General features: G+C 60.3%; 15 protein-coding genes and 1 tRNA gene. 6 read left to right on the plus strand and 10 right to left on the minus strand.

Annotated elements, in window-relative coordinates; genetic code table 11:
- Positions 1–56: 56 nt before the first annotated feature.
- Genes B9Y51_RS09990 through B9Y51_RS10000 form a run of 3 tightly spaced genes read left to right on the plus strand, consistent with a single transcriptional unit; the run spans position 57 to position 3,741 of the window.
- Entirely contained in the window at positions 57–1,448 is a 1,392-nt protein-coding gene (locus B9Y51_RS09990; protein WP_085529561.1) for a GntP family permease, read from the plus strand.
- 23 nt (positions 1,449–1,471) lie between these two features.
- Positions 1,472–2,824 (plus strand): four-carbon acid sugar kinase family protein, encoded by a 1,353-nt coding sequence (locus B9Y51_RS09995; protein WP_085529562.1) that lies wholly within the window; start codon positions 1,472–1,474, stop codon positions 2,822–2,824.
- Positions 2,825–2,856: 32 nt separating this feature from the next.
- Positions 2,857–3,741: an NAD(P)-dependent oxidoreductase gene (locus B9Y51_RS10000; protein ID WP_085529563.1), complete on the plus strand. Its 885-nt coding sequence runs from the start codon at positions 2,857–2,859 to the stop codon at positions 3,739–3,741.
- Here the strand turns inward: B9Y51_RS10000 and coaE are convergent.
- Positions 3,732–4,367 (minus strand): dephospho-CoA kinase, encoded by a 636-nt coding sequence (gene coaE, locus B9Y51_RS10005; RefSeq protein ID WP_085529564.1) that lies wholly within the window; start codon positions 4,365–4,367, stop codon positions 3,732–3,734. The genes B9Y51_RS10000 and coaE overlap by 10 nt on opposite strands.
- Before the next feature lie 87 nt (positions 4,368–4,454).
- On the opposite strand from coaE, the gene B9Y51_RS10010 reads away from it, so the two are divergent.
- Entirely contained in the window at positions 4,455–5,147 is a 693-nt protein-coding gene (locus B9Y51_RS10010) for an IMPACT family protein (protein WP_085529565.1), read from the plus strand.
- 105 nt (positions 5,148–5,252) lie between these two features.
- On the opposite strand, the gene rpsA is transcribed toward B9Y51_RS10010, so the two are convergent.
- The 5 genes from rpsA to B9Y51_RS10035 all read right to left on the minus strand — a co-directional run bounded on the left by rpsA (position 5,253) and on the right by B9Y51_RS10035 (position 12,701).
- Complete coding sequence (gene rpsA / locus B9Y51_RS10015; RefSeq protein WP_048678461.1) at positions 5,253–6,740, minus strand: 30S ribosomal protein S1; 1,488 nt, start codon at positions 6,738–6,740, stop codon at positions 5,253–5,255.
- A gap of 317 nt (positions 6,741–7,057) precedes the next feature.
- Positions 7,058–8,404: a GNAT family N-acetyltransferase gene (locus B9Y51_RS10020; protein ID WP_085529566.1), complete on the minus strand. Its 1,347-nt coding sequence runs from the start codon at positions 8,402–8,404 to the stop codon at positions 7,058–7,060.
- Positions 8,405–8,454: 50 nt separating this feature from the next.
- Positions 8,455–11,184: a DNA polymerase I gene (polA, locus tag B9Y51_RS10025; RefSeq protein WP_245826186.1), complete on the minus strand. Its 2,730-nt coding sequence runs from the start codon at positions 11,182–11,184 to the stop codon at positions 8,455–8,457.
- A 197-nt stretch (positions 11,185–11,381) separates the two neighbouring features.
- Entirely contained in the window at positions 11,382–11,969 is a 588-nt protein-coding gene (locus B9Y51_RS10030; protein ID WP_126855694.1) for an ANTAR domain-containing response regulator, read from the minus strand.
- Between the two features lie 267 nt (positions 11,970–12,236).
- Entirely contained in the window at positions 12,237–12,701 is a 465-nt protein-coding gene (locus B9Y51_RS10035) for an SRPBCC family protein (protein WP_048678466.1), read from the minus strand.
- Between the two features lie 277 nt (positions 12,702–12,978).
- On the opposite strand from B9Y51_RS10035, the gene B9Y51_RS10040 reads away from it, so the two are divergent.
- Positions 12,979–13,542 carry a dihydrofolate reductase family protein gene (locus tag B9Y51_RS10040; protein ID WP_085529750.1) on the plus strand — a complete coding sequence of 188 codons (564 nt, stop codon included), beginning with the start codon at positions 12,979–12,981 and terminating at the stop codon, positions 13,540–13,542.
- A 70-nt stretch (positions 13,543–13,612) separates the two neighbouring features.
- Here B9Y51_RS10040 and B9Y51_RS10045 read toward each other — a convergent pair.
- Together B9Y51_RS10045 and pyk are read right to left on the minus strand one after the other, a co-directional pair.
- Positions 13,613–13,697 (minus strand) — tRNA-Leu (locus B9Y51_RS10045).
- A gap of 190 nt (positions 13,698–13,887) precedes the next feature.
- Positions 13,888–15,357 carry a pyruvate kinase gene (gene pyk, locus B9Y51_RS10050; RefSeq protein ID WP_048678467.1) on the minus strand — a complete coding sequence of 490 codons (1,470 nt, stop codon included), beginning with the start codon at positions 15,355–15,357 and terminating at the stop codon, positions 13,888–13,890.
- Between the two features lie 347 nt (positions 15,358–15,704).
- On the opposite strand from pyk, the gene B9Y51_RS10055 reads away from it, so the two are divergent.
- Positions 15,705–16,241, plus strand: coding sequence for a flavodoxin domain-containing protein (locus tag B9Y51_RS10055; RefSeq protein ID WP_158088287.1), 537 nt, complete (start codon positions 15,705–15,707; stop codon positions 16,239–16,241).
- Between the two features lie 96 nt (positions 16,242–16,337).
- Here the strand turns inward: B9Y51_RS10055 and B9Y51_RS10060 are convergent, their stop codons facing one another.
- Together B9Y51_RS10060 and gltB are read right to left on the minus strand one after the other, a co-directional pair.
- The gene (locus tag B9Y51_RS10060; protein WP_048678471.1) at positions 16,338–17,798 is read right to left on the minus strand and encodes a glutamate synthase subunit beta; all 1,461 of its coding nucleotides are present in this window, start codon (positions 17,796–17,798) and stop codon (positions 16,338–16,340) included.
- Entirely contained in the window at positions 17,791–22,437 is a 4,647-nt protein-coding gene (gene gltB / locus B9Y51_RS10065; RefSeq protein WP_085529751.1) for a glutamate synthase large subunit, read from the minus strand. The genes B9Y51_RS10060 and gltB overlap by 8 nt, the downstream gene beginning before the upstream one ends.
- Between the last annotated feature and the right edge of the window lie 220 nt (positions 22,438–22,657).

Here is a 22,657-nt window from a genome sequence, read left to right on the forward strand (position 1 = left end):
CAACTGCCAGGTGGTGTCCCCCACATCTGGCCGGAAGAGAAGTCGATGGAGATTTCATGTCCCCGGTAGCCCTCGTACTTTTGGGTGTGGCCGCAGTGGCCGTCATCTTGGCTCTGATCATTAAGGTCAAGGCCCACCCATTCATTGCCTTGTTACTCGTATCCGTAGGGCTCGCCCTGGCCTCTGGTATCCCGCTGAATGAGCTCGTTCCCCTATTGGAAGACGGAATGGGAACCACCCTTGGTTCCGTAGCCCTGATTGTCACCCTCGGTGCAATGCTCGGAAAGATCATCGAGGTCTCGGGCGGTGCCGACGTACTCGCCAAGATGATGCTCCGGAGGTTCGGTCCAGATAAGGCTCCGTGGGCGCTAGGGACGGCAGCATTCATCTTCGGAATTCCCGTATTCGTCGATGTCGCCCTCATCGTGCTGATGCCGATCATTCTCTCGGTGGGGAGGCGTCTACAGGGCAATATGCTCAATTACGCGTTGCCCACGGTCATGGGCCTGCTAACGGTTCATGTGGTCCTCCCGCCACACCCTGGAATAGTTGGCGGTGCGCAAGTTCTGGGAGCCAATATCGGCATGGTCCTCTTACTGGGATTCATCCCGGCGATCATCATGTGGATCTGCGCGCAACTGGTCATTCCATTCATTACCCGACGCGCCTTCTCCCCTGTCCCGGCCATCCCCGCCACTGACCTCGCCGAATCTGGAGAAGAGTTCGACGAAGATGTAACGCAGTCATTTCCCCACGTGGAGAATCCACCGAGCCCTGGCCTGGTGATCTCGATGATCCTTATTCCACTGGTTCTGATCATGACTCAAACCCTGACCTCGATGCTCCTTCCGGAGGAAAATCCGGCGGTGGCTTTCTTCTCATTCGTCGGCGCATCCCCCATGGCGTTGTTAATCGGGGTTATTACGGCGGCAATCGTGTTGGGATATCGCAGAGGCTGGGGTCTATCCCGCGCCGAGGACGTCATCAACTCCGCGCTCCCTCCGGTGGCAGCAGTCATTCTCATTACGGGAGCCGGTGGCACTTTTGGGCATGTCCTCAAAGAAACGGGTGTAGCCGACGCCGTCGCGCAGGCACTCGCTGGCACGGGACTTCACGTTCTGGTCCTCTCGTGGCTCATGGCAGCTCTGATTCGAGCGGCACAGGGATCCGCGACAGTTGCCACATTGACCACCGCACCACTCATCGCTCCACTGATTTCTTCGATGCACCTCGCGCCCCTTCAAGTAGCGCTGGTCGCCGTGACCATCGGTATCGGTTCAATGGCACTCTCCCACGTGAACGACTCCCTGTTTTGGGTCTGGTCCCGATACAACAAAGTCACGACCGCTACAGCGCTGAAGTCTTACACCGTGTTGACCACGGTGACGTCCATCGCGGGATTCTGTGTTGCCCTCATCATGTGGCCCATCATTTCCGCCATCGCCTAAAACCACCCCAGAGGAGTACACGCATGCTTACCTCACCCCGTCGTCTGCTCGTTCTTGACGATGACCCCACCGGCTCCCAGTGTGTCCACGATGTCCCGGTCGCTTTCGAACAAGACCCAGAACTGCTGAACAATGCCATGAGTAGCCCTGGATCCACATGTTTCACTCTGACCAATACACGTGCCCTCGATGAAGATGACGCCGTAGCATTGAACCGCAGCACGCTGTCCCGATTTCTTCAGGCAGCGTCCGGACAGGAAACCCCGCTGCACGTCGTGTCTCGCTCCGATTCGACGCTTCGCGGACACGTGATCGCCGAACCGAATGCCTTGGCAGACGTTCTCGCCGAGCACGACATCGCCGTTGACGCATTTCTCTTTTGCCCGGCCATGCTTGAAGCCGGGCGATATACCAAGGACAACGTGCACTACGCCGTGGTGAATGGCGAACATCGCCGAGTCGAAGACACGGACTTCGCCCGCGACGCGACCTTCGGCTACTCCCATTCGAACCTGGCTGAATTTCTGGAAGAACGTTCAGCAGGGCAAGTAGCCGCGGAAAATGTTCTGAGCATCTCTCTTGACGACATTCGCGTCGGAGGAGTCGAGACGGTCTACGGCATCCTTCGCGCCACGACCAACCGGCAGTGGGTCGTGGTTAACGCGACCGAATATTCTGACATGGAGGTTGTCTCCGACGCCGTCACACGCCTTGAGAGCGAAGGCCACCACTTCGTGACCCGCTGTGGCCCTTCGTTCGTCCGCGCACTGGCCGGGCAGCAAAGCGCACAGATCCTCGATCCCCGTGACATCACGATCGACCAAAATCGCGGCCAGCATGGTCTCGTCGTCGTCGGCTCTCATGTTGGGCTGACCACCGAACAATTAGCTGAAGTGCAGCGTCGCGGCGGCCTCACAAACATCGAACTCGACGTCGAGAAGCTCTTGGACCCTGACCAACGCGAAAACCACCTGGCTCAGTCCGTCTCCGCGATTCGAGAACATCTCGCACACCAAGACGTCGCTGTGTACACAAGCCGAACGCTGATCTCGACCTCCGACCCTGCCGAGTCCCTACGCATCGCGCGGTCGGTCTCGGACGCCGTGGTCGACGTCGTATCCCGGACTCGCTCCGCCCTCCCGGCGTGGGTGGTCGCGAAGGGTGGCATCACCTCTCACGAAGTCGCACACCGCGGGTTAGACATCCGGTTGGCCAACGTTCGGGGACAGTTTTTTCCCGGACAAATTTCCCTCTTCGACCCCACAGAAGCCCCCGAGGAGGTCCGCACCTGCCCATACGTCGTGTTCCCCGGCAACGTGGGCCATAAGGAGGCCCTCGCCGACGTCATCGCCCGCCTCCAAGCGGCAACCCGATGAACACACCTCGACAGCACGAAGGAACCCCTAACATGACCAATACCCCAACTGTCGGCTGGATCGGACTCGGCGCCATGGGTGCGCCTATGGCCACAGTGACGGCTAGAGCCGGCCACCAGGTCACCGCATTTGACCTCAACCCCAAGGTGCTCGATTCGCTCCGGCCCACCGTTTCCTCCGCGCTATCGGCCCGAGAAGCGGCCACCGGCGTCGATGTCGTCGTCATCATGGTGGCCACGGGCCCACAATTGGACGCCGTGCTCTTTGGAGATGACGGCATCTCAGACGTCCTCTCCCCCGACACAACCGTGTTAATCATGTCCACCGTCGGACCAGCCGCCGTCGAGTCAGCCGCGATCGCCCTGGCTCCCATCACTCAAAGAGTCGTTGACGCGCCCGTTTCCGGCGGTGTTTTGCGAGCCGGACAAGGAGACCTCTTGGTCATGGTTGGAGGAGCGCACGAACATATCGACGCTGTACGGCCGCTGCTCGATGCCATGTCATCGAATCACCCCGTCGTCGGGCAGGCACCCGGCGATGGACAGAAATTCAAGATCGTCAATCAACTACTGTGCGGCGTACACATTGCCGCCGCGGGCGAAGCACTCGCGCTCGCGGATTCGATGGGACTCGACGTCACTCAGTGCCATGAGGTCCTCAATGGTGGAGCAGCCCAATCCTTCATGTTTCAGGACCGCGGCTCCAGGATGGTGGCGGAAGAGTTCCACGAAGCACGCTCTGCCCTCAATATCTTCGTCAAAGACATGGGGCTGGTAACCGACGCCGCGCGAAAGGCGGAACAACCGGTTCCGTTGGCTTCAGCGGCCGAACAGCTCTACGTGCGAGGCCGTCGCGAAGGGTTTGGCCTCCACGATGACTCCGTGGTGTATCAGTTGCTTCGGACCCGTCAGAGTTGAGGTTGAGGCTCTCCGCCGTCATTTACCAGTTCACGCCATAGGCGGTCGACCTGCTCTTCCGTTTCCTCCTCAGAACCCGAGTTGTCGATCACCCACGTCGAGATCGCGCGTCGTTGTTCGTCTGTGGCCTGGGCACGGATCCGTGACCGTGCGTCGTCCGGATCCATTCCGCGCGTTGTCACGAGACGTTCGACGCGCGCCGCTTCAGGTGCTTCCACGACGATCACGCCATCGAATGAGTCTGACTGACCAGTCTCAACCAGCAACGGAATGTCTTGCACGATCACGAACGAGTCAGGATCTTCCTCCGCTGCATCCACGCGCTTGCGCGATTCGGCCCTCACCGCCGGGTGAACGATCCCGTTGAGACGCTCCCGCGCCGATTCGTCAGAGAACACCACCCGAGCCAACGCCGCACGGTCCAACGCGCCGGAGTTATCCAAAACAACGTGCCCAAAGGCCTGAATGACGTCCTCAAACACCTCCGTTCCGGGCTCCATCAGATCCCGGGCGATGGCGTCGGCGTCGATGATTTCTGCGCCACGCTGGGCTAGCATTGCGGCCACCGTCGATTTTCCCGAACCGATGCCCCCGGTCAGACCGAGGTGCCACGTTTTCTGGCTCATGACTCTCCTTCGTTCGTATGCGGCCTTCGTCTCAGCGTAGCTGCCCTCAAACACTCCTCACACTACGGATCCCCCTAAACTGGTGCGGTGACCGATTGCCAGGAAACCCGTGCCCGCAAGTACACCGTTCCTCGTGACACGCGACCCGTCGAGGCGATTCTCGAGATTAAGAAGAGCGAATTCATTGGGCATATTGCTCGAGTTGAGTCCGAGGATGAAGCGCGACGCTTTATCGAAACTCTCAGGAAGCGTTACCACGACGCCCGGCACGTTTGTTCCGCTTTTGTGATCGGTGCGGATCGTGAGATACAGCGGTCCTCCGACGACGGCGACCCTGCCGGAACCGCCGGCATTCCCATGTTGCAGGCGGTTCTTTCTCACCGCACGGACGGTGATGATGAGTCCGTCACGGATCTCTCCGATCTTTGCGCTGTTGTCGTGAGGTACTTTGGCGGGGTCAAACTGGGCGCCGGTGGACTAGTCCGCGCGTACACGGACGCGACCGTTAATGCCCTGGCTGAGGCCCACTTGATTCCTCGACGTCGGCTCCGGCATGGACTGATTCATGTACCTCACGCGCAAGCAGGTCGCTTGGAGAATGAGTTGCGGGCGGAACACTTCGTAGTTCTCGGTACCGACTATTCCTCGTCTCAGGCCACACTGACTATCGCCGTTCCCGACGACGCTGAATCTCTCAGCGGAGTCGAAGCTCGAATCGCGGCGCACTCCTCTGGCCGATGGGCTGTCACTTGGGCGGGAACTGATTGGGTGGACGGCTGATCCATCGGATACGCAGAAGGCCCCTTCACCGTGACGGTGAAGGGGCCTTTTCTCAGGCTAAACGCCTAAAGCTGCAAAGTGCTTCCCTGGCGGGAGCCGACCGGCTTAGTTGTTGCCGGTGAGCTTCTCGCGCAGTGCAGCCAGGGCCTCGTCGGAAGCGAGCGTGCCGGAATCGGCAGCTGCCTCGGAGGAGTAGCTGGCCGGAGCCGGAGCCGAAGAGGAAGCCGACGAGGTGGACGAGGAAGAACCAGCGGCCGCGGTGGCGGCAGCATCGGCATCCTCGGCCAGGGCCTTGCGGACCTGTTCCTTGTGAGCTTCCCAGCGGGCCTGGGCATCAGCGTACTGCTGCTCCCAGTTGGCGCGCTGTGCCTCGAAGCCCTCGAGCCATTCGTTGGTCTCGGGGTCGAAGCCCTCGGGGTACTTGTAGTTGCCCTGCTCGTCGTATTCGGCAGCCATGCCGTACATGGCCGGATCGAACTCGGTGCCCTCGGGGTCGACGCCTTCGTTGGCCTGCTTAAGGGACAGCGAGATGCGACGACGGTCCAAATCGATGTCGATGACCTTGACGAAGAGTTCTTCGCCCACGGAAACGACCTGCTCGGCGAGATCCACGTGGCGGACCGCGAGCTCGGAGATGTGGACGAGGCCCTCGATGCCGTCTTCGACGCGAACGAACGCACCGAAGGGAACCAGCTTGGTGACCTTACCGGGAACAACCTGGCCCAGCGCGTGAGTGCGGGCGAAGGTCTGCCAGGGATCTTCCTGAGTGGCCTTGAGCGAGAGCGAAACACGCTCGCGGTCCAGATCCACTTCGAGAACCTCGACGGTGACTTCCTGGCCAACCTCGACGACCTCGGAGGGGTGGTCGATGTGCTTCCAGGAAAGCTCGGAAACGTGGACGAGTCCGTCGACGCCGCCGAGATCCACGAACGCACCGAAGTTGACGATCGAGGAAACGACGCCGGTACGAACCTGGCCCTTTTCGAGCTTGTTGAGGAAGGAGGAACGGACCTCGGACTGGGTCTGCTCGAGCCATGCACGGCGGGACAGGACCACGTTGTTGCGGTTCTTGTCCAGCTCGATGATCTTGGCTTCGATCTCCTGGCCGATGTACGGCGCGAGGTCGCGCACGCGGCGCATCTCCACCAACGAAGCGGGGAGGAATCCGCGAAGGCCGATGTCGAGGATGAGGCCACCCTTGACGACCTCGATGACGGTACCGGTAACGACGCCGTCCTCTTCCTTGATCTTCTCGATATCGCCCCAAGCACGCTCGTACTGAGCGCGCTTCTTGGACAAGATCAGGCGGCCTTCCTTGTCCTCTTTGGTCAGGACGAGAGCCTCAACCTCATCACCAACGGCAACAACTTCACCGGGATCGACGTCGTGCTTGATGGAAAGTTCGCGGGACGGGATGACGCCTTCGGTCTTGTACCCGATATCCAGCAGAACTTCGTCGCGGTCAACCTTGACAACTTCGCCAGAAACAAGATCGCCGTCGTTGAAGTACTTGATGGTCTCGTCAACGGCCTTGAGGAACTCTTCTTCGGTTCCGATATCGTTGATCGCGACCTGCGGGGTGTTGGTGGTCATGTAGTAGGGGCTCCGATGTGGATAGATTTTGTACTCGGTCGACCCCGCCCTGTCCATTGGACGTGTTGGGACGAAGCCGAACATTTATTGGACTGCGCGCAGAAAAAACGCGCCCTATCAGTGTATGACGTGCGGCAAACACGGTCAACGCCGAATACGCGGAAAATCCCCGCGTGTCGGGCATTAATTCATCAATTCGGCGTGAGTTACGCCGCATGACCCGGAACCCGAGACCGTAAGCCGTATCAGCCATAACGCCTGCAGGTTCCGGGGGTATACCCGCCGGAAAGCCCCAACGTTTCCCGACGTGCGCGGCGCTAGAAGTCGAAATCGCAGAACGGCTCGTCGTCGACCGAGAAGAGATGCGTAGCCTGTACGACCCCTTCCCCGCGGATCACACCGAAACGTGCCTCCACCTTGCACCCACGGAACACCGCCGAGGCCAAGCGATCCACCGAGAAGCGCACCCGGGGAGCCTCCGGGACCAAATCGGCGTCGTCTTCGGAGGTGCTCCCCCGCTCACCGACCGGCGGCAACTCTTCGGAAGCCGTCACGGTCCCGACACCGTTTTTCACGCTGAGCGCGTACGCACCAGTCACGAGACCCATGGGATCATCCACCAGGATCACAAGGTCGCCGTCGATGGGATAACGGCGGGCTTCAAGAACCTTCTGAACATCGAGAATTCGCGTCCAGATGAGATCCTCATCTTCGGTCAGGACCACGTTCCGTGGATTGGCAATGAGCGCATCCAAGGGCTGCCCCGGCGATTCGTCGAGTATCAAGGAATCGACGAGGTCAAGCTGAAGGAGATGATCCCAGAGGGCAACCCACGCAGCGGTGGTCGCCGCTTGAACGTCCACGACTTTCGCCCGGGAGACATCATGCTCCCGGCCCTGATGCTCGATGACGGCAAATCCGTCCACGCCCTTCGCCCCGCGATACACGAAGGCTTCTCGTTTAAGACGAGGCTTCATGGACTCTTCGCCCAGAGACACGATGCCTAGGCGGTCATCGATGATCTTGTCCGACCGCGAGATTTGACCCGGGATGATTTGGAGGCGTCGCTCGTTAAGGTCACGCGCCAGCTCGACGAGGTCACGCGGCTCGGCTTCGACGATGGTGCCGCCTTCCGCACCCGTGGCCTCCATGACCTCGGGCAGGATCCTCGGCTTGGATCGAAGATTGATGTCGTAGGTGCACAGTCGAGTACTAATCCCGAAGCCAAATCGACCGTAAATGCCCCCTTCGGTCGCCGTGAGTGCGGCCAACGGGTAGCCGTTACGCTGCGCTTCCTCAAGCTCGGACTGCATCATTTGGCGTAGCAATCCTCGGCGTCGATGGGTCGACGAGACGCTCACACCGGTGATCCCCCAGAGACCCAGCACGGATGCTCCCACATTGATTCGCATGGGGAAGCCGAGGATCGTGGCCACGGGCTTCGGGCTACCTCCCGCCCAGTCCGGTAGGTCTGCCGTGTCCTCGAAACCCCGAACAACGACTCCGGACTTTTCATCGTGACGGGCCCTATAGTCCTGGATCTCCGCCTCACCGGGAGTCGCATGAAATCCGTGGGCGATGCGGGTGGAAATCCGCCGATACTCATCGGTGGCCCTTCCGTCTTTTCCCGTGAACTCGGTCAGATGGATCGGTTTCAGACTCATGTCAGTGCTCCCTCGTCGTGTCGAATCGGTTCCGTCGGTGCGTCGTGAGGTTAGTGGGCTGCGTCGTTCCAGGATCGACCGTGACCCATCTGAACCTCTAGAGGCACCGCGAGTTCCACGGCACCACCCATTTCATCGCGAAGAATTCCCTCGGCAGCCTCGAGTTCTCCCGGTGCGACCTCAAGAATGAGTTCGTCATGGATCTGCAGCAACATCCTGGTGCGCATATTGCCTTCGTTGAGACGGCGCTCCACCCCGAGCATTGCCTTCTTGATGATGTCGGCCGCCGAACCCTGAATCGGAGCGTTCAGAGCCGCCCGCTCAGCCATCTCCCGCAACTGCCGGTTATCCGATTGGAGATCCGGCAGGTACCGACGACGCCCCAGCATGGTTTCGGTGTATCCGTCCCGACGAGCCTGCTCCACAACCTCGCGGAGGTAGGTCCGCACGGCGCCAAACCGCTTGAAGTAGTTGCTCATGAGTCCACGCGCTTCATCGACGCCAATGCGGAGCTGCTTTGACAGGCCGTACGACGAGAGGCCGTACGCGAGACCGTAGCTCATCGCCTTGACCTTGGAACGCATTTCCGGAGTGACCTCAGACGGCTCAACTCCGAAAACCTGAGAGCCCACGAAACGGTGCAGGTCCTCCCCGGATCGATAGGCCTCGATGAGCCCCTCATCTCCTGAGAGATGGGCCATGATGCGCATTTCGATCTGGGAGTAGTCGGCGGTCAGCAAGGTTTCGTAGCGTGTGCCGTTGACCTCGTCTGGGGCGACCACGAATACGCCACGAATCTGCCGACCTTCGTCCGTGCGGATCGGAATATTTTGTAGGTTCGGTTCCGTGGAGGAAAGTCGCCCAGTGGAGGCGATGGCCTGTTGGAACGTCGTGTGGATGCGTCCATCCGAGGCGATCGCCTTCTTGAGGCCCTCGACAGTCTGCTTGAGCTTCGTTTGGTCCCGGTACCTCATGAGACCCGTCAAAAATCGCTCCCCCGGTGAATCCGGAGCGGCGTTTTCCAAAAGGTTTTGTAAGGATTCCACGTCGGTCGAATACCCGGACTTGATCTTGCGTGTCTTGGGCATGTCCAGCTCATCGAACAGCACGGTTTGAAGCTGCTTGGGCGAGCCCAAATTGACCTCGTGGCCCGCGGCATCCCAGGCGCTGTCTTGGGCCTGCTTGGCCTGCCCAGCAAAGTTATTGATGAACCCATCCAAGGCTTCCGCATCGACGCTCACGCCTCGGCGCTCCATGGATCCCAAGACCTGCGTGAGGGGAAGCTCCAATTCTCGGGAGAGAGCCGTCATGTTCTTTTCGGCGAGCTCCTGGTCCAGCCGCACGCTCAACGCCTCCGTCAGCGAAGCCAACTGTGCCTCGTAGTCTGAATCCACGGCGGTGTCGAACAGCGCGCCTTGCGCATCCTCCTCGGCAGGTTCCGGCAAGGAAGAGTGCAGGTACTGACCCACGAGGTCCTCAAAAACGTGCTCGCGGCGTCGCTGCAGAGGAATGAATCCACACAGGTAGGCCGAGAGGGCCGGATCATCCACCACACCGCGCAGTTCCACGCCGATCTCGGCGAAGGACTTATAAGCGTCTTTGGCGTTGAACACGATTTTGGGCTTTTCCTCGTCTTCGAGCCACGAGGTGAGGGCGGAATGGGCATCTTCAGCGAGTTCCGCCCACGGGAACCACGCTGCATGTGGTCCCGAAACTAACGTCACGCCAACGATGTCCTTCTCGTGGGCCCTGCCGGTCTCTCCGTTGCCATAGTGTGGCCGAAGGGTAATCGCGGTTGCCGCTCGCGCCGATTCAGAATCCCCAGCAGCGCTGGCGTCGCCGGCGGCTCGGTCCAACCACGCCGTCACCTCTTTGCTGGTTGCCGGCTCCTGAACCTCTTCAATGGTGCTTTCGACTACCGTCTGCTCCGCCGCGTCTTCGCCGTAGAGAGCGAAGAGACGGTCCCGGAGCGAATTGAATTCCAGCTTGTCGAAGAGTTCATTGATCTTCTCCCGATCTGGCCGCGGCTCTTCGGTTTGTTCCACGGTGATCGGAAGCGCGACATCCGTGACCAATCGGTTAAGACGACGGTTGCGGCGGACATCGTCGATGTGGGCCCGGAGAGCCTCTCCCTTCTTGCCGGGGATTTCGTCCGCGTGGCTCAGGATTTCTTCGAGGTCCCCATATTTAGCGATCCATTTGGCGGCAAACCCGGGGCCGACGCCGGGTACGCCCGGAAGGTTGTCCGCCTTCTCGCCCGTGAGTGCCGCGAGGTCGGGATACTTCTCCGGTGGAACCGCGTATTTTTCTTCGATGGCGGCCGCATCCATCCTCGGAAGATCTTTCGTGACGCCTTGCCGCGGATACAGGACGGTCACGTGATCGTTGACCAGCTGGAAGGCGTCGCGGTCGCCAGAGACCACCAGGACCTCCATCCCGGCTTCCGCGCCGAGAACGGACATCGTGGCAATGACGTCGTCGGCTTCGAACCCTTCTACGGTCACGCTGTGGATGTTCATCGCATCCATGACCTGCTGAATTAACTCGACCTGGCCGATGAATTCCTGCGGGGTTTCATCGCGACCGGCCTTGTACTCCGAGTATTCCTCCGAGCGGAAGGTGGGTCCGGAGAGATCGAAAGCTACCGCTACGTGCGTCGGCTGTTGACCTTTGATGAGGTTGATCAACATGGCGACGAACCCGTATACGGCATTCGTGCATTGGCCTGTCGACGTCGAGAAGTTCTCGGCGGGCAAAGCGAAGAAGGCCCTGAAAGCCATCGAATGTCCGTCGATGAGCAACAGGCGCTGCTTGCCGTTCTGGCTACTGGGTGTGGAGGATGAAGCGGAAGTCACCCTTCAATCCTAGTCATGGCCAGAAGCGAGATGTGAGTCTGGGACCACGAAACTGTGGATGGACCGCCTGGATGAGGCCGTCATGCACAGTACACAGGGCTCCCTCCCGGCCCCTGTCTGGGTTAGGAAACCTGAGAGACGACCGTTTCGGCGACCTCGCGCATCGACAGGCGACGGTCCATCGACGTCTTCTGAATCCACCGGAAAGCTTCCGGTTCGCTCAAACCCATCTTGGTGATCAGCAGGGACTTTGCGCGATCCACGAGCTTTCGTGTTTCAAACTGGTCTTTGAGGCCCGTAACCTCTTTCGCTAAGGCCTTGATCTGTTCGTAGCGGCTCATGGCCACCTCGATCGAGGGAATGAGGTCGTGCTCGGTAAACGGCTTGACCACGTAGGCCATCGCACCGGCTTCCGTGGCGCGGTCCACGAGTTCTTTCTGGCTGAACGCGGTGAGGAGGACGACGGGAGCAATCTGTTCCTTTGCGATGACCTCAGCGGCACTGATTCCGTCCATTTTGGGCATCTTGACGTCCATGAGCACAACGTCCGGCTGATGCTGACGAGTCAGCTCCACGGCTTCTTCGCCGTCACCAGCCTCGGCCACAACGTCAAAGCCCTGGTCTTTGAGAATTTCGACGATGTCGAGGCGAATCAGCGCTTCATCTTCGGCCACCACGACGGTACGGCGTTCCGTCTCAGATTCGTTCATCTGAGTCTTCTCTTCCAGGTTCGTGGTGTCCTGTTCTGGCGTCGGGTCTGTCACCGTGCACTCCTCTGGTAAGCGGTCATCATCAAGACCGTGGCCGCCGTGTATGGATGGGCTTCTCCCCTATTTTACGTGCACAGGCGCCGTTCCTGCGCGGTCTTCACCGCCTGTTGATGATTATTCCGACACATCCATCGGCTCGAGGCAACAGAAAAGCCCGGCGCTTCTCTGGGAAGCGTCGGGCTCTTCATGGTGTCAGTTCCTCAGCAGTCAGGCTCCCGAGACGGCGTTGGCCAGCAATTCGAGGGATTCCTCGAGTTGATCCTGCTTGACCAAGGGCATTCCGAGTTCCTGCGCGAACTTCGGGTCCATAGCCGACCAGTCGTAAGTCAGCGTGACGTCGGTCGAGTCGGAGCCGGTGGACTCGAGGCTCCAGGTCCACTCCCAACCCGGGGGTTCCTCACCCGCAGGTGCGGTCTTCCAGGCGATCAACTTGTTCTCGTCGTAACCGGTCACGAAGTTGTCGGTCTTGTAGTCGCCGCCCATGTGCTCACCATTCATGTTCATGGTGAACTTCACGCCGGATTTTTCGATGCGATCGGTCCGATCATCGGAGACCACGAATCCCGATCCGTCGAATTCGTGGTGACGCTCAGGGTTGCTCAAGAGATCAAAGATTGCCTTGGCCGGAGCGTCGATGGAGCGGCTGACCGTAATGGACGTGGTGTCAGACATGCGTTCTCCTACTGTTGGACTTCGGTGGTTCATCCCCGGGAGTCCCGAGGAAACCCTGTCCACACCACCCTAGTGGCACCGACCACACGGCACCCAACGGTCTGAGGGCTATCAGCCACGAGCTGATTCGTTCAATTCTGCCTTCCCGTGAACGGGTTCTCTGGTGACCTCGACCGCGCCGTCACCATTCAAGGCCTTCCGTTCCCGCTAGCATGAAGGCATTCGGATGTGGCCATTTTCGGCCGTCGAAGACGGAACCCAATCCAAGGACACAGACATGACGCGACTCGTAACCGCTAACCTCTTTTCGACCCTTGACGGGGCCGTCGAAAATCCCGCCGCTTGGCAAGGCGACGCCTTCGACGACATCTTGGCACAGGTGATGACGTCGACACTTTCCTCGGTCGACGACGTCCTCCTCGGGCGTTCAACCTATGACATGTGGGCCTCGCATTGGACCCGCGACGACGTCGAAGACCCTTTCAAGGACTTCATCAACTCCGTCCCCAAACACGTGGCATCGCGAACGCTCGCCCGTGAATCGGTGACCTGGGACAACTGTTCCGTCATCGACGTCGAGCTCTTAGAATTCGTCCGCTCCCTCAAAGAAACCGAAGGGCGGGACATCTCGATCCAGGGAAGCCTCAGTGTGATTGCCCAGCTTCTGGAGGCCGGGCTGCTGGACCGCCTCACGCTCATCGTTCACCCAGTGATGGCAGGATCTGAACGACGTCTCAGCGATTCGATGGATTTGTCCTCCGGACCGCTTCCATTGACGCTCCTAGACCACCAAGTCAACACCAAAGGAACCGTCGTTCTGACGTACGGGCCCGCCTCCTAAGCTCGTCGCGACACTAAAAAAGCGGCCTTCCCAGCTATTTTTCATAGCTGGGAAGGCCGCTTTGTAGCAATGGTGCCCAAGGTGGGACTCGAACCCACACTCCGTGAAGAACCGCATTTTGAGTGCGGCGCGTCTGCCAATTCCGCCACTTGGGCCAGTCTCGTCAACGGCTTGCGTCGACTCGAACCATGAATACTTTACACAATCCTTGGTCCGTGCGGAAATCCATAGCCCAGCTGTAGCCAGCGCCACCCGGCGAACGGGGCAAGGGAGGCTTCCCCTGCCCCGTCGACGCGCGCCGGGCGTCGATGACCGAGGCCCTCGACCACAGCTAAATGCACCAAGTTAGTGCTTGTACGGCCCGAGTTTTTCGCGGCTCTCGGGAGCACGAGCCCCCGAATCGTCAAGGTCACCGACTCGGTGGACCTTGACCATGTTGGTCGAACCTGCGACACCCAAAGGTGTACCCGCCGTCATCACGAGCAGCTCATCGGGCTTGACCAGGTCATATTTGAGAAGATAGCGGTCGACCGCTTCCGTCATGCTGTCGGTGTCATAACACTCGGACTGCTGCACCGCGTCGACGCCCCAGAACAAGGCCATGAAGGCACGCACCTTGTCGTCCGGGGTAAAGGCCAGCACCGGCTTGGACGGGCGCAAACGGCACAAACGACGTGCCGAGTCTCCGGACTGCGTGAACGTGCAGATGTAGTTGACGTTGAGCTGGTCAGCAATGTTCACGGCCGCCAGCGTCACGGCACCGCCACGGGTTCGAGGCGAAGAGCCCAAGGCCGGAACACGATCCAAACCGTGCTTCTCCGTGGACTCGACGATGCGCGCCATCGTCTGAATGGTGATGATCGGGTACTTACCCACGGAGGTTTCGCCGGACAGCATCACAGCATCCGCCCCGTCAAGAATCGCGTTGGCGCAGTCGGAAGCCTCGGCGCGGGTCGGCATGGGGTTGGTGATCATGGACTCGAGAACCTGGGTCGCCACGATCACGGGCTTGGCCCAACGGCGGGCCAGCGTAATGGCCTTCTTCTGGACGAGGGGCACCTCTTCCAGCGGGTACTCCACACCGAGGTCACCACGGGCCACCATGATGCCGTCGAATTTATCGACGATGTCTTGGAGGTTATCCACGGCCTGCGGCTTCTCGATCTTGGCAATCACCGGAAGACGAAGACCCTCTTCCTCCATGATCTCGTGAACGCGGGTGATGTCGTCGCCCGAACGAACGAAGGACAGGGCGATGATGTCCACACCCGTCTGCAAGGCCCAGCGAAGGTCCTTTTCGTCCTTCTCCGTCAGTGCAGGAACCGAGACTGCGACACCGGGGAGATTGATCCCCTTGTGGTCGGAGACCTTGCCGCCGACGACGACTCGGGTGGTGACCGTCGTGGCATCCACCTGGGTGGCCTCGAGGCGGACCTTTCCGTCGTCGATCAGGAGCGCATCTCCGGGACGCACGTCGCCGGGAAGTCCCTTATAGGTGGTGCCACAGATGTCCTGATTACCCGGAACATCGTCAATGGTGATCTTGAAAACGTCACCTGGCTCCAGGTTGACGGGACCATCAGCGAAAGTTTCCAAGCGGATTTTCGGTCCCTGAATGTCGGCCAAGATCGCGACGTTCTTGCCGAGATGAGCCGCGGCACGCCGGACATTGTCGTAATTGTTGATGTGGACTTCGTGGTCACCGTGGCTCATGTTCAGCCGGGCAACATTCAGTCCAGCGGAGATGGCCTCCGAGACTTTGTCGTAGGTGGAAAGGGCGGGTCCAAGGGTACATACGATTTTTGCGCGTCTCATAGCGTCAACTCTAGTTCCCTCAATGCCACATGAACAGTAAGGCGAGGCAACATCCCCGGGTTAAGAATGGTGTCGTCAGGGTCATCGTCACGAACTGTAGCCGGCCGATTCCACCTGCGTTTCCCCTAGAAACCGGGGGTTTTCGGGGATTACCGGGGTAAAGCACAGCGTGTAGATATACCTCACATACGGTTACCCCACATCCCAAATTTCCCACATCTACCCACACTCGCCAGGTCATGGTCCTTGCCGTAGGGTCGTCACGACTACAGTGGAGGTGATGCTCATCATGCACCGCTCAGATCACCCATTGCGTCTGTGCGTACAACGGACAAGAGGAGAAACCTTTGGCCACGACTCTCGTGCTCTACGGATCAAATTACGGATACACCCGTTCGTACGCCGAATGGATCGCCGAGGATCTGGGTGGTCGCGCACTCGCAGTGAGCGACGCCACCGGAGACGACGTCGCCCAGGCTGATCTCGTGGTGTTGGGAGCCAGCGATTACGCGGGAAAGCTGACGAATGCCGACCAGTTTAAAGCTTTGGACGCCGCCCTTTCGCCCAAGAAGAAGGGCTTCTTCACCGTCTCCTTTTCCGGAGATGTGTCGCAGCCAACGGAGAAACTCGATGCACTCATCGCGAAGAACCTCGGCGAGGTCTATCAGGACGGCGCGCCCACGGCTCACTTTCGCGGCGGAATCGACTACTCGGTTCTCTCCCGAGCACACAAAACCGCAATGGTCGGCGTCAAAACCTTCTTGAAATCTAAACCGCACAAATCAGAGACCGACCGTCAGATGATCGACTGTTACGGCGGTTCGGCCGACTATCGCGACCGGTCATCCATCACGCCGTTCATCGAGGCACTGAAGGCTCTCTGACGACGACATCCCCTCGACATGCCATGAGCCCCCGGATTCAGGAGAAGAATCCGGGGGCTCACTCGTCCGCGACCGGCGATGCGCCGTCGTGGTCGGTTACAACAGATTGATCGGTCGGTCCGAAGGCGAAACCGGTTCCGGAAGAACCGTGGTTCCCACCAAATGCCGCTCTACCGCCGCAGCGCAGGCTCGGCCCTCGGCGATGGCCCACACCACGAGCGACTGACCCCGGCCAGCGTCGCCGCAGGAAAAGACGCCGGGCACGTTGGTCATGTACTGGTCGTCGCGGGCCACGTTGGTCCGAGAGTCGAATTCCGCTCCGGCCTGATCCACGATGTCTTCCGAATCCTGACCGGTGAAGCCGAGGGCCAGGAACACGAGATCCGCAGGAATGACCCGCTCACTTCCCGCTTTGGGCCCTCGAGTGCCGTCGTCACGGTATTCTGTGTCGGCGATCTTGAGACCGGTGAGGACGCCGTCCTCCCCCACGAATTCGATGGTCGAGGCGAGGTAGTTTCGGTCGCCGCCTTCCTCGTGGGCGCTGGCGACCTCGAAGAGATTCGGGAACATCGGCCACGGTTCGTGGTCGGCACGTTCCTCTGGAGGGCGCTTACCAATGGCCAGCGTCGTCACGGAAGCCGCCTTCTGCCGGTTCGCGGTACCGATGCAATCCGCGCCGGTATCGCCACCGCCCAAAATCACCACGTGTTTGCCTTCGGCCGAAATCTGATCCGGAACGTCGTCGCCAGCGATCACGCGATTCGACTGCACGAGGTAATCCATGGCGAAGTGAACACCGTCGAGTTCACGTCCGGGAATCGGTAGGTCTCGAGGCTTGGTTGCCCCGGTGGCCACGATCACGGCGTCATAACGACGGCGGAGCTGGTCCCAGGAAATATCCCGACCGATCTCTACTCCCGCGCGGAATCGGGTACCTTCCTCGCGCATCACGTCCAAACGGCGATCCAGCACCGATTTTTCCATCTTGAAGTCGGGAATTCCGTAGCGGAGAAGCCCGCCGATACGGTCGTCTCGTTCGTAGACGGCCACCGTGTATCCGGCCTGTGTGAGTTGCTGCGCAGCGGCCAGTCCGGCCGGACCGGAACCCACCACGGCCACCGTCTTGTCGACCAAGCGCTCTGGCAGGTGAGGCTCAATCAGCCCCTCGTCGAAGGCCTTCTCACCGATCGTGTATTCGACCTGTTTGATCGTCACGGCCGGCTGGTTGATCCCCAGAACGCACGACGACTCGCACGGTGCGGGGCACACGCGACCGGTGAATTCCGGAAAATTATTGGTCGCGTGCATGCGCTGCACTGCCTCGGCGGTCTTGTCGCGCCACATGAGGTCGTTCCACTCCGGGATCAAGTTGCCCAGCGGGCACCCCTGATGGCAGAAGGCCACGCCACAGTCCATGCACCGGGACGCTTGTTCCTTGAGGACCGCCGAGTCTTGCTCGACCTGGACCTCTTTCCAGTCTCGAATTCGCACCGGTACGGGGCGTTTGGGCCGGTCAACTCGATGATTGTGCTTCAAAAAGCCTCTCGGATCAGCCACGTGCGGTCTCCTCCAAAATTTCTTGCCAGACCTGATCCCCATCGGGATCCGTTCCTTCAGCTTCGGCGCGCGCCCTAATGTCTCGGACCGCCGCGAAGTCCCGCGGTAGGACGCGTGTGAACCGTGCGAGAGACCCCTCGGGATCGGCCAACATGGTCCGAGCGATCTCCGAGTCGGTCTCCGCCACATGCTGACGGAGCAGCTCCAGGACAATTTCTTCTTCATGCGGGTGGAGCCCGGCGAAGGTCAATTCCCCCGACTCGCGCGCGGCCTTGTTGACATCCATGACGTCGAGGTCCAGAACATACGCCACGCCTCCCGACATACCGGCTCCGAAATTTCGGCCCGTGTCGCCCAAGATCAGAGCAACACCACCGGTCATGTACTCGCAGCCGTGGTCGCCAATTCCTTCGACGACGGCGGTGGCGCCCGAGTTTCGAACCAGGAATCGTTCACCGACTTGGCCTCGAAGGAACATCTCGCCGCTGGTCGCTCCATATCCGATGACGTTGCCCGCGATCACGTTGTCCTGAGCGATAAACAACGCGTCCGACTCCGGCCGGACGATGATGCGGCCACCCGAAAGCCCCTTGCCCGTGTAGTCGTTGGCGTCGCCCGTCAATCGGATAGTGATGCCCTGGGGCAAAAACGCACCGAGAGACTGGCCCGCCTGACCGTGAAGGTTCAAGGTAATGGTGTCGTCCTCCAGGAAGTCGGCACCGAAGGTCTGCGTCACGCGGTGCCCCAACATCGTGCCGATCGCCCGATCGGTGTTGATGATCGTGTGATCGATGGAGACGGGGCGACGATCGCGCAATGCAGGTTCCGCGAGCCGGATGAGCTCGTTATCCATGTGCAATTCCAGCTCGTGGTCTTGCGGACGAGTATTTCGGATGCCTTCGTTTCCGAACTCGTCGGCAGAGGAACGCAGGATATCGCGCAGGTCCAGCCCATCGGCCTTCCAATGGGCCACAGCCTTGCGGGTGTCGAGCACTTCCGCGTGACCGATCGCCTCGGCGAGGCTCCGGAATCCCAGTTCGGCCAAATACTCGCGAATCTCCTGCGCGATGAATTCGAAGAAGTTCACCACGTGATCAGCTTGACCACGGAAGCGTTCGCGCAACTGCGGATTTTGGGTCGCGATGCCCACCGGGCACGTGTCCAAGTGGCACTTGCGCATCATGATGCAGCCTTCGACCACCAAAGGTGCGGTCGCGAAACCGTATTCTTCCGCCCCCAGCAGTGCCGCCACGACGACGTCGCGGCCTGTCTTCATTTGGCCGTCGGCTTGGACCACCACACGATCGCGCAGCCCGTTGAGCAGCAGGGTCTGTTGCGTTTCGGCGAGACCGAGTTCCCACGGGGCTCCGGCGTGTTTGAGGGAGTTCATGGGTGCCGCACCGGTGCCGCCGTCGTGACCCGAAACGAGGACGACGTCGGCCTTCGCCTTAGTGACGCCGCTGGCTACGGTGCCGATCCCCATTTCCGAGACCAGTTTGACGTGGACCCGAGCTTCCGGGTTCGCCCGCTTGAGGTCGTAGATGAGCTGGGCCAGGTCTTCAATCGAATAGATATCGTGATGCGGCGGCGGTGAAATCAGCGAGACACCCGGCGTCGCGTGACGGGTGCGGGCAACCCACGGATAAACCTTGGCCGACATCAATTGGCCGCCCTCACCCGGCTTAGCACCCTGTGCCATCTTGATTTGGAGGTCGGTCGCGTTGGTTAGGTACAAGCTCGTGACGCCAAAACGTCCTGAGGCTATCTGCTTGATGGCCGATCGACGTTCAGGATCCAGCAAACGGTCGAGGTCCTCGCCGCCTTCTCCCGTATTCGACTTGGCCCCCAGACGGTTCATCGCAATGGCGAGGGTCTCGTGGGCCTCCTTCGAAATGGATCCGTAGGACATTGCGCCCGTGGAGAATCGACGAACGATCTCGCTGACGGGCTCGACCTCCTCGAGAGGCACCGAGGGACGCTTCGACCTGAAATCCAAGAGTCCACGAAGGGTCATGAGATCCTTCGACTGGTCGTCCACCAGCTTGGTGTAGGACTTGAAAATGTCGTAGCTCCGAGTCTTCGTGGCGTGCTGGAGCCGGAAGATCGTGTGCGGATTGAACAAGTGCGGCGGCCCGTCACGACGCCAGTCGTACTCGCCGCCGGTCTCCAGGCTTCGATACGGAATCTTCACGCCGTCCTGAGGGTAGGCACGATCGTGACGAGACTTGACCTCGGCGGCAATGACGTCGAGCCCCACACCGCCCATTTGGGAGTGCGTTCCGGTGAAATATTCGTCCACGAGCGACTGCGCAAGTCCCAATGCCTCAAAGGTTTGAGCGCCGCAATATGAGCTGACCGTCGAAATGCCCATCTTGGACATGATCTTCTGCAGGCCTTTACCCAAGGCCTTGATGAGGTTCGTGGTCGCCTGTTGAGCCGTGACACCGGTTAGGTCACCGGTGGCGACCAGCTGTTCCACGGATTCCATGGCCAGGTACGGATTGACCGCAGAAGCACCAAAACCCACCAGGGCAGCAATGTGATGCACTTCCCGGACGTCACCAGCCTCGACGACGAGAGCCACCTTGGTGCGGGTCGCGGAGCGCAACAGGTGGTGGTGCACAGCCGCCGTGAGAAGGAGCGAAGGAATAGGTGCCCAGTTGGCGTTCGAATTACGGTCTGACAGCACGACGTATTCGATGCCGCGGTTCACGGCCGCAGAGACCTTCTCGCAAATTTCGGAGATCCGAGACCGTAATGCCGCTTCTCCCCCGGCGGGTTCGTACAGACCCCTCACTTTGAGCGCGGCCGGCATGCCGTCGTCGTCCTCGATGTACATGATCTTGTCGAGCTGGTCGTTGTCGATCACGGGGAAATCGAGCTCGAGCTGACGTGTGGGCACGTACCCGTTGCGCAAAAGGTTTCCGTTGGGCCCCAGCGATGATCGCAGGGAGGTGACGAGCTCTTCGCGGATCGAGTCCAACGGCGGGTTCGTCACCTGGGCGAAGGACTGGATGAAGTAGTCGAACAGCAATCGAGGCCGGCCGGAGAGGACCGCGATGGGCGTATCCGTGCCCATCGCGTAGATCGGCTCGGCACCCTTCGCCGCCATCGGCCCGAGCAGTGACTTCAGTTCCTCGTGTGTGTATCCAAAAGTTTGCTGACGCACGAGAATCGACTGAGCCGACGGATTGCGGTGCTCACGCTCGGGAAGATCGGCGAGCCGCATGATGTTGCGATCCGCCCACTCTTTCCAGGGGTTGCGGGCCGCGACGTCGTCCTTGACCTCCTGATCAGGAACGATCCGGCCCTCGCGGGTGTCGACCAGGAAGATCTTGCCCGGAGCGACGCGTCCCTTGGACACAATCTTCGTGTCACCCAGATCGACGACGCCGACTTCGGATGCAAAGATCACCAGTCCATCTTCGGTTTCCCAGTAGCGGCCCGGACGTAGCCCGTTACGGTCCAGCACGGAACCCACCAGTTCACCGTCGGTAAAGGTCACGGCGGCCGGGCCATCCCACGGTTCCATGAGGGTCGAGTGATACCGATAAAACGCGCGGCGCGCCTCATCCATGCTCTCGTGGTTCTCCCAGGCCTCAGGAATCATCATCATGATGGCCTCGGTTACGGAACGCCCAGAAAGCATGAGCAGCTCCAAGACCTCGTCGAAAGACTGTGAGTCGGAGGCGCCCACGGAACAGATCGGAAAGAGTTCTTCCGGACGGCGTCCGAGCACCGGGGATTTGAGCTGCGACTGACGCGCACGCATCCAGTTGCGGTTGCCCTTGACGGTATTGATCTCACCGTTGTGAGCGATGGTGCGGAACGGCTGGGCCAGAGGCCATGAGGGGAAGGTGTTGGTGGAAAACCGCGAATGCACGATCGCCAGGCGGGTCACGAAGGCCGGATCAGAAAGGTCGGGGTAGAACGGCTCCAACTGGGCCGTCGTCAGCATGCCCTTGTACGTGATGGTGCGCGTCGAGAAGGACGGGAAGTAGATCCCCAACTTATGCTGCGCCCGCTTACGCAGACGGAAGGCCTTTTGGTCGAGCTGCCGTCGCTGCTGGTCGGCGTCCAACTCGATCACCGGGATGTGTCCCGTGACGGCTTGATCTGCCTCGTCGGTGATGGCTTCCGCGATAAACATCTGCACGAAATACGGCATGACGGCGCGGGCGGATCCCCCCACGATGCTTGAGTCCACCGGTACCTCGCGCCAACCGACCACCCGGGTTCCTTCACCCTCGGCCATTTCGGTCAAGGACTGCAGAAGCTCCTCGGAGTTGACTCCATCGGTCGGAAGATAGGCCGTGCCGACGGCGTATTTCCCCAGCGGAGGTAGCTCGAAGTCGACGACGGACCGGAAAAAGTCGTCCGGGATCTGCGTCATCACGCCAGCGCCGTCGCCCGTGCCTTTGTCGGCTCCGACGGCGCCGCGATGTTCCAGCGAACGGAGGGCGGTCAGGGCTTTGTCGACGACGTCGTGCGTGGCCTCTCCCGTCAAGCTGGCGATCATCGCCAACCCACAGGCGTCCTTTTCGAACTCCGGGTCGTACAGTCCGTGTTTCTCCGGAATGTCCGCGAACGTCTTGAACGGTGAAGGTGCGTGGCCGCGTCCCTCGGCGGAATCGGTCATATCGAAACCATTCAAAGTGGAGCCTCTCCTCCTCGTGTCAGTCCGTGAACTCATGCCAGGTCAGTGCCCTGCGAGTTCGTCGGTGCCACGTACTCCTGACGAGGCGGCACCGCGGTTCGGCGAACCGGTGGATCCAACATCCCTGTCGATCGGGTTTCACGTGCGGGTCTTGAAGTTCCGACGTCGAACGGGAGAGGAAGGGTCACGGCTGCTGGCGCAA

The sequence above is a fragment of the Kocuria massiliensis genome (genome assembly GCF_900169715.1).
In the GTDB taxonomy this organism is placed as follows: Bacteria; Actinomycetota; Actinomycetes; order Actinomycetales; family Micrococcaceae; genus Rothia; species Rothia massiliensis.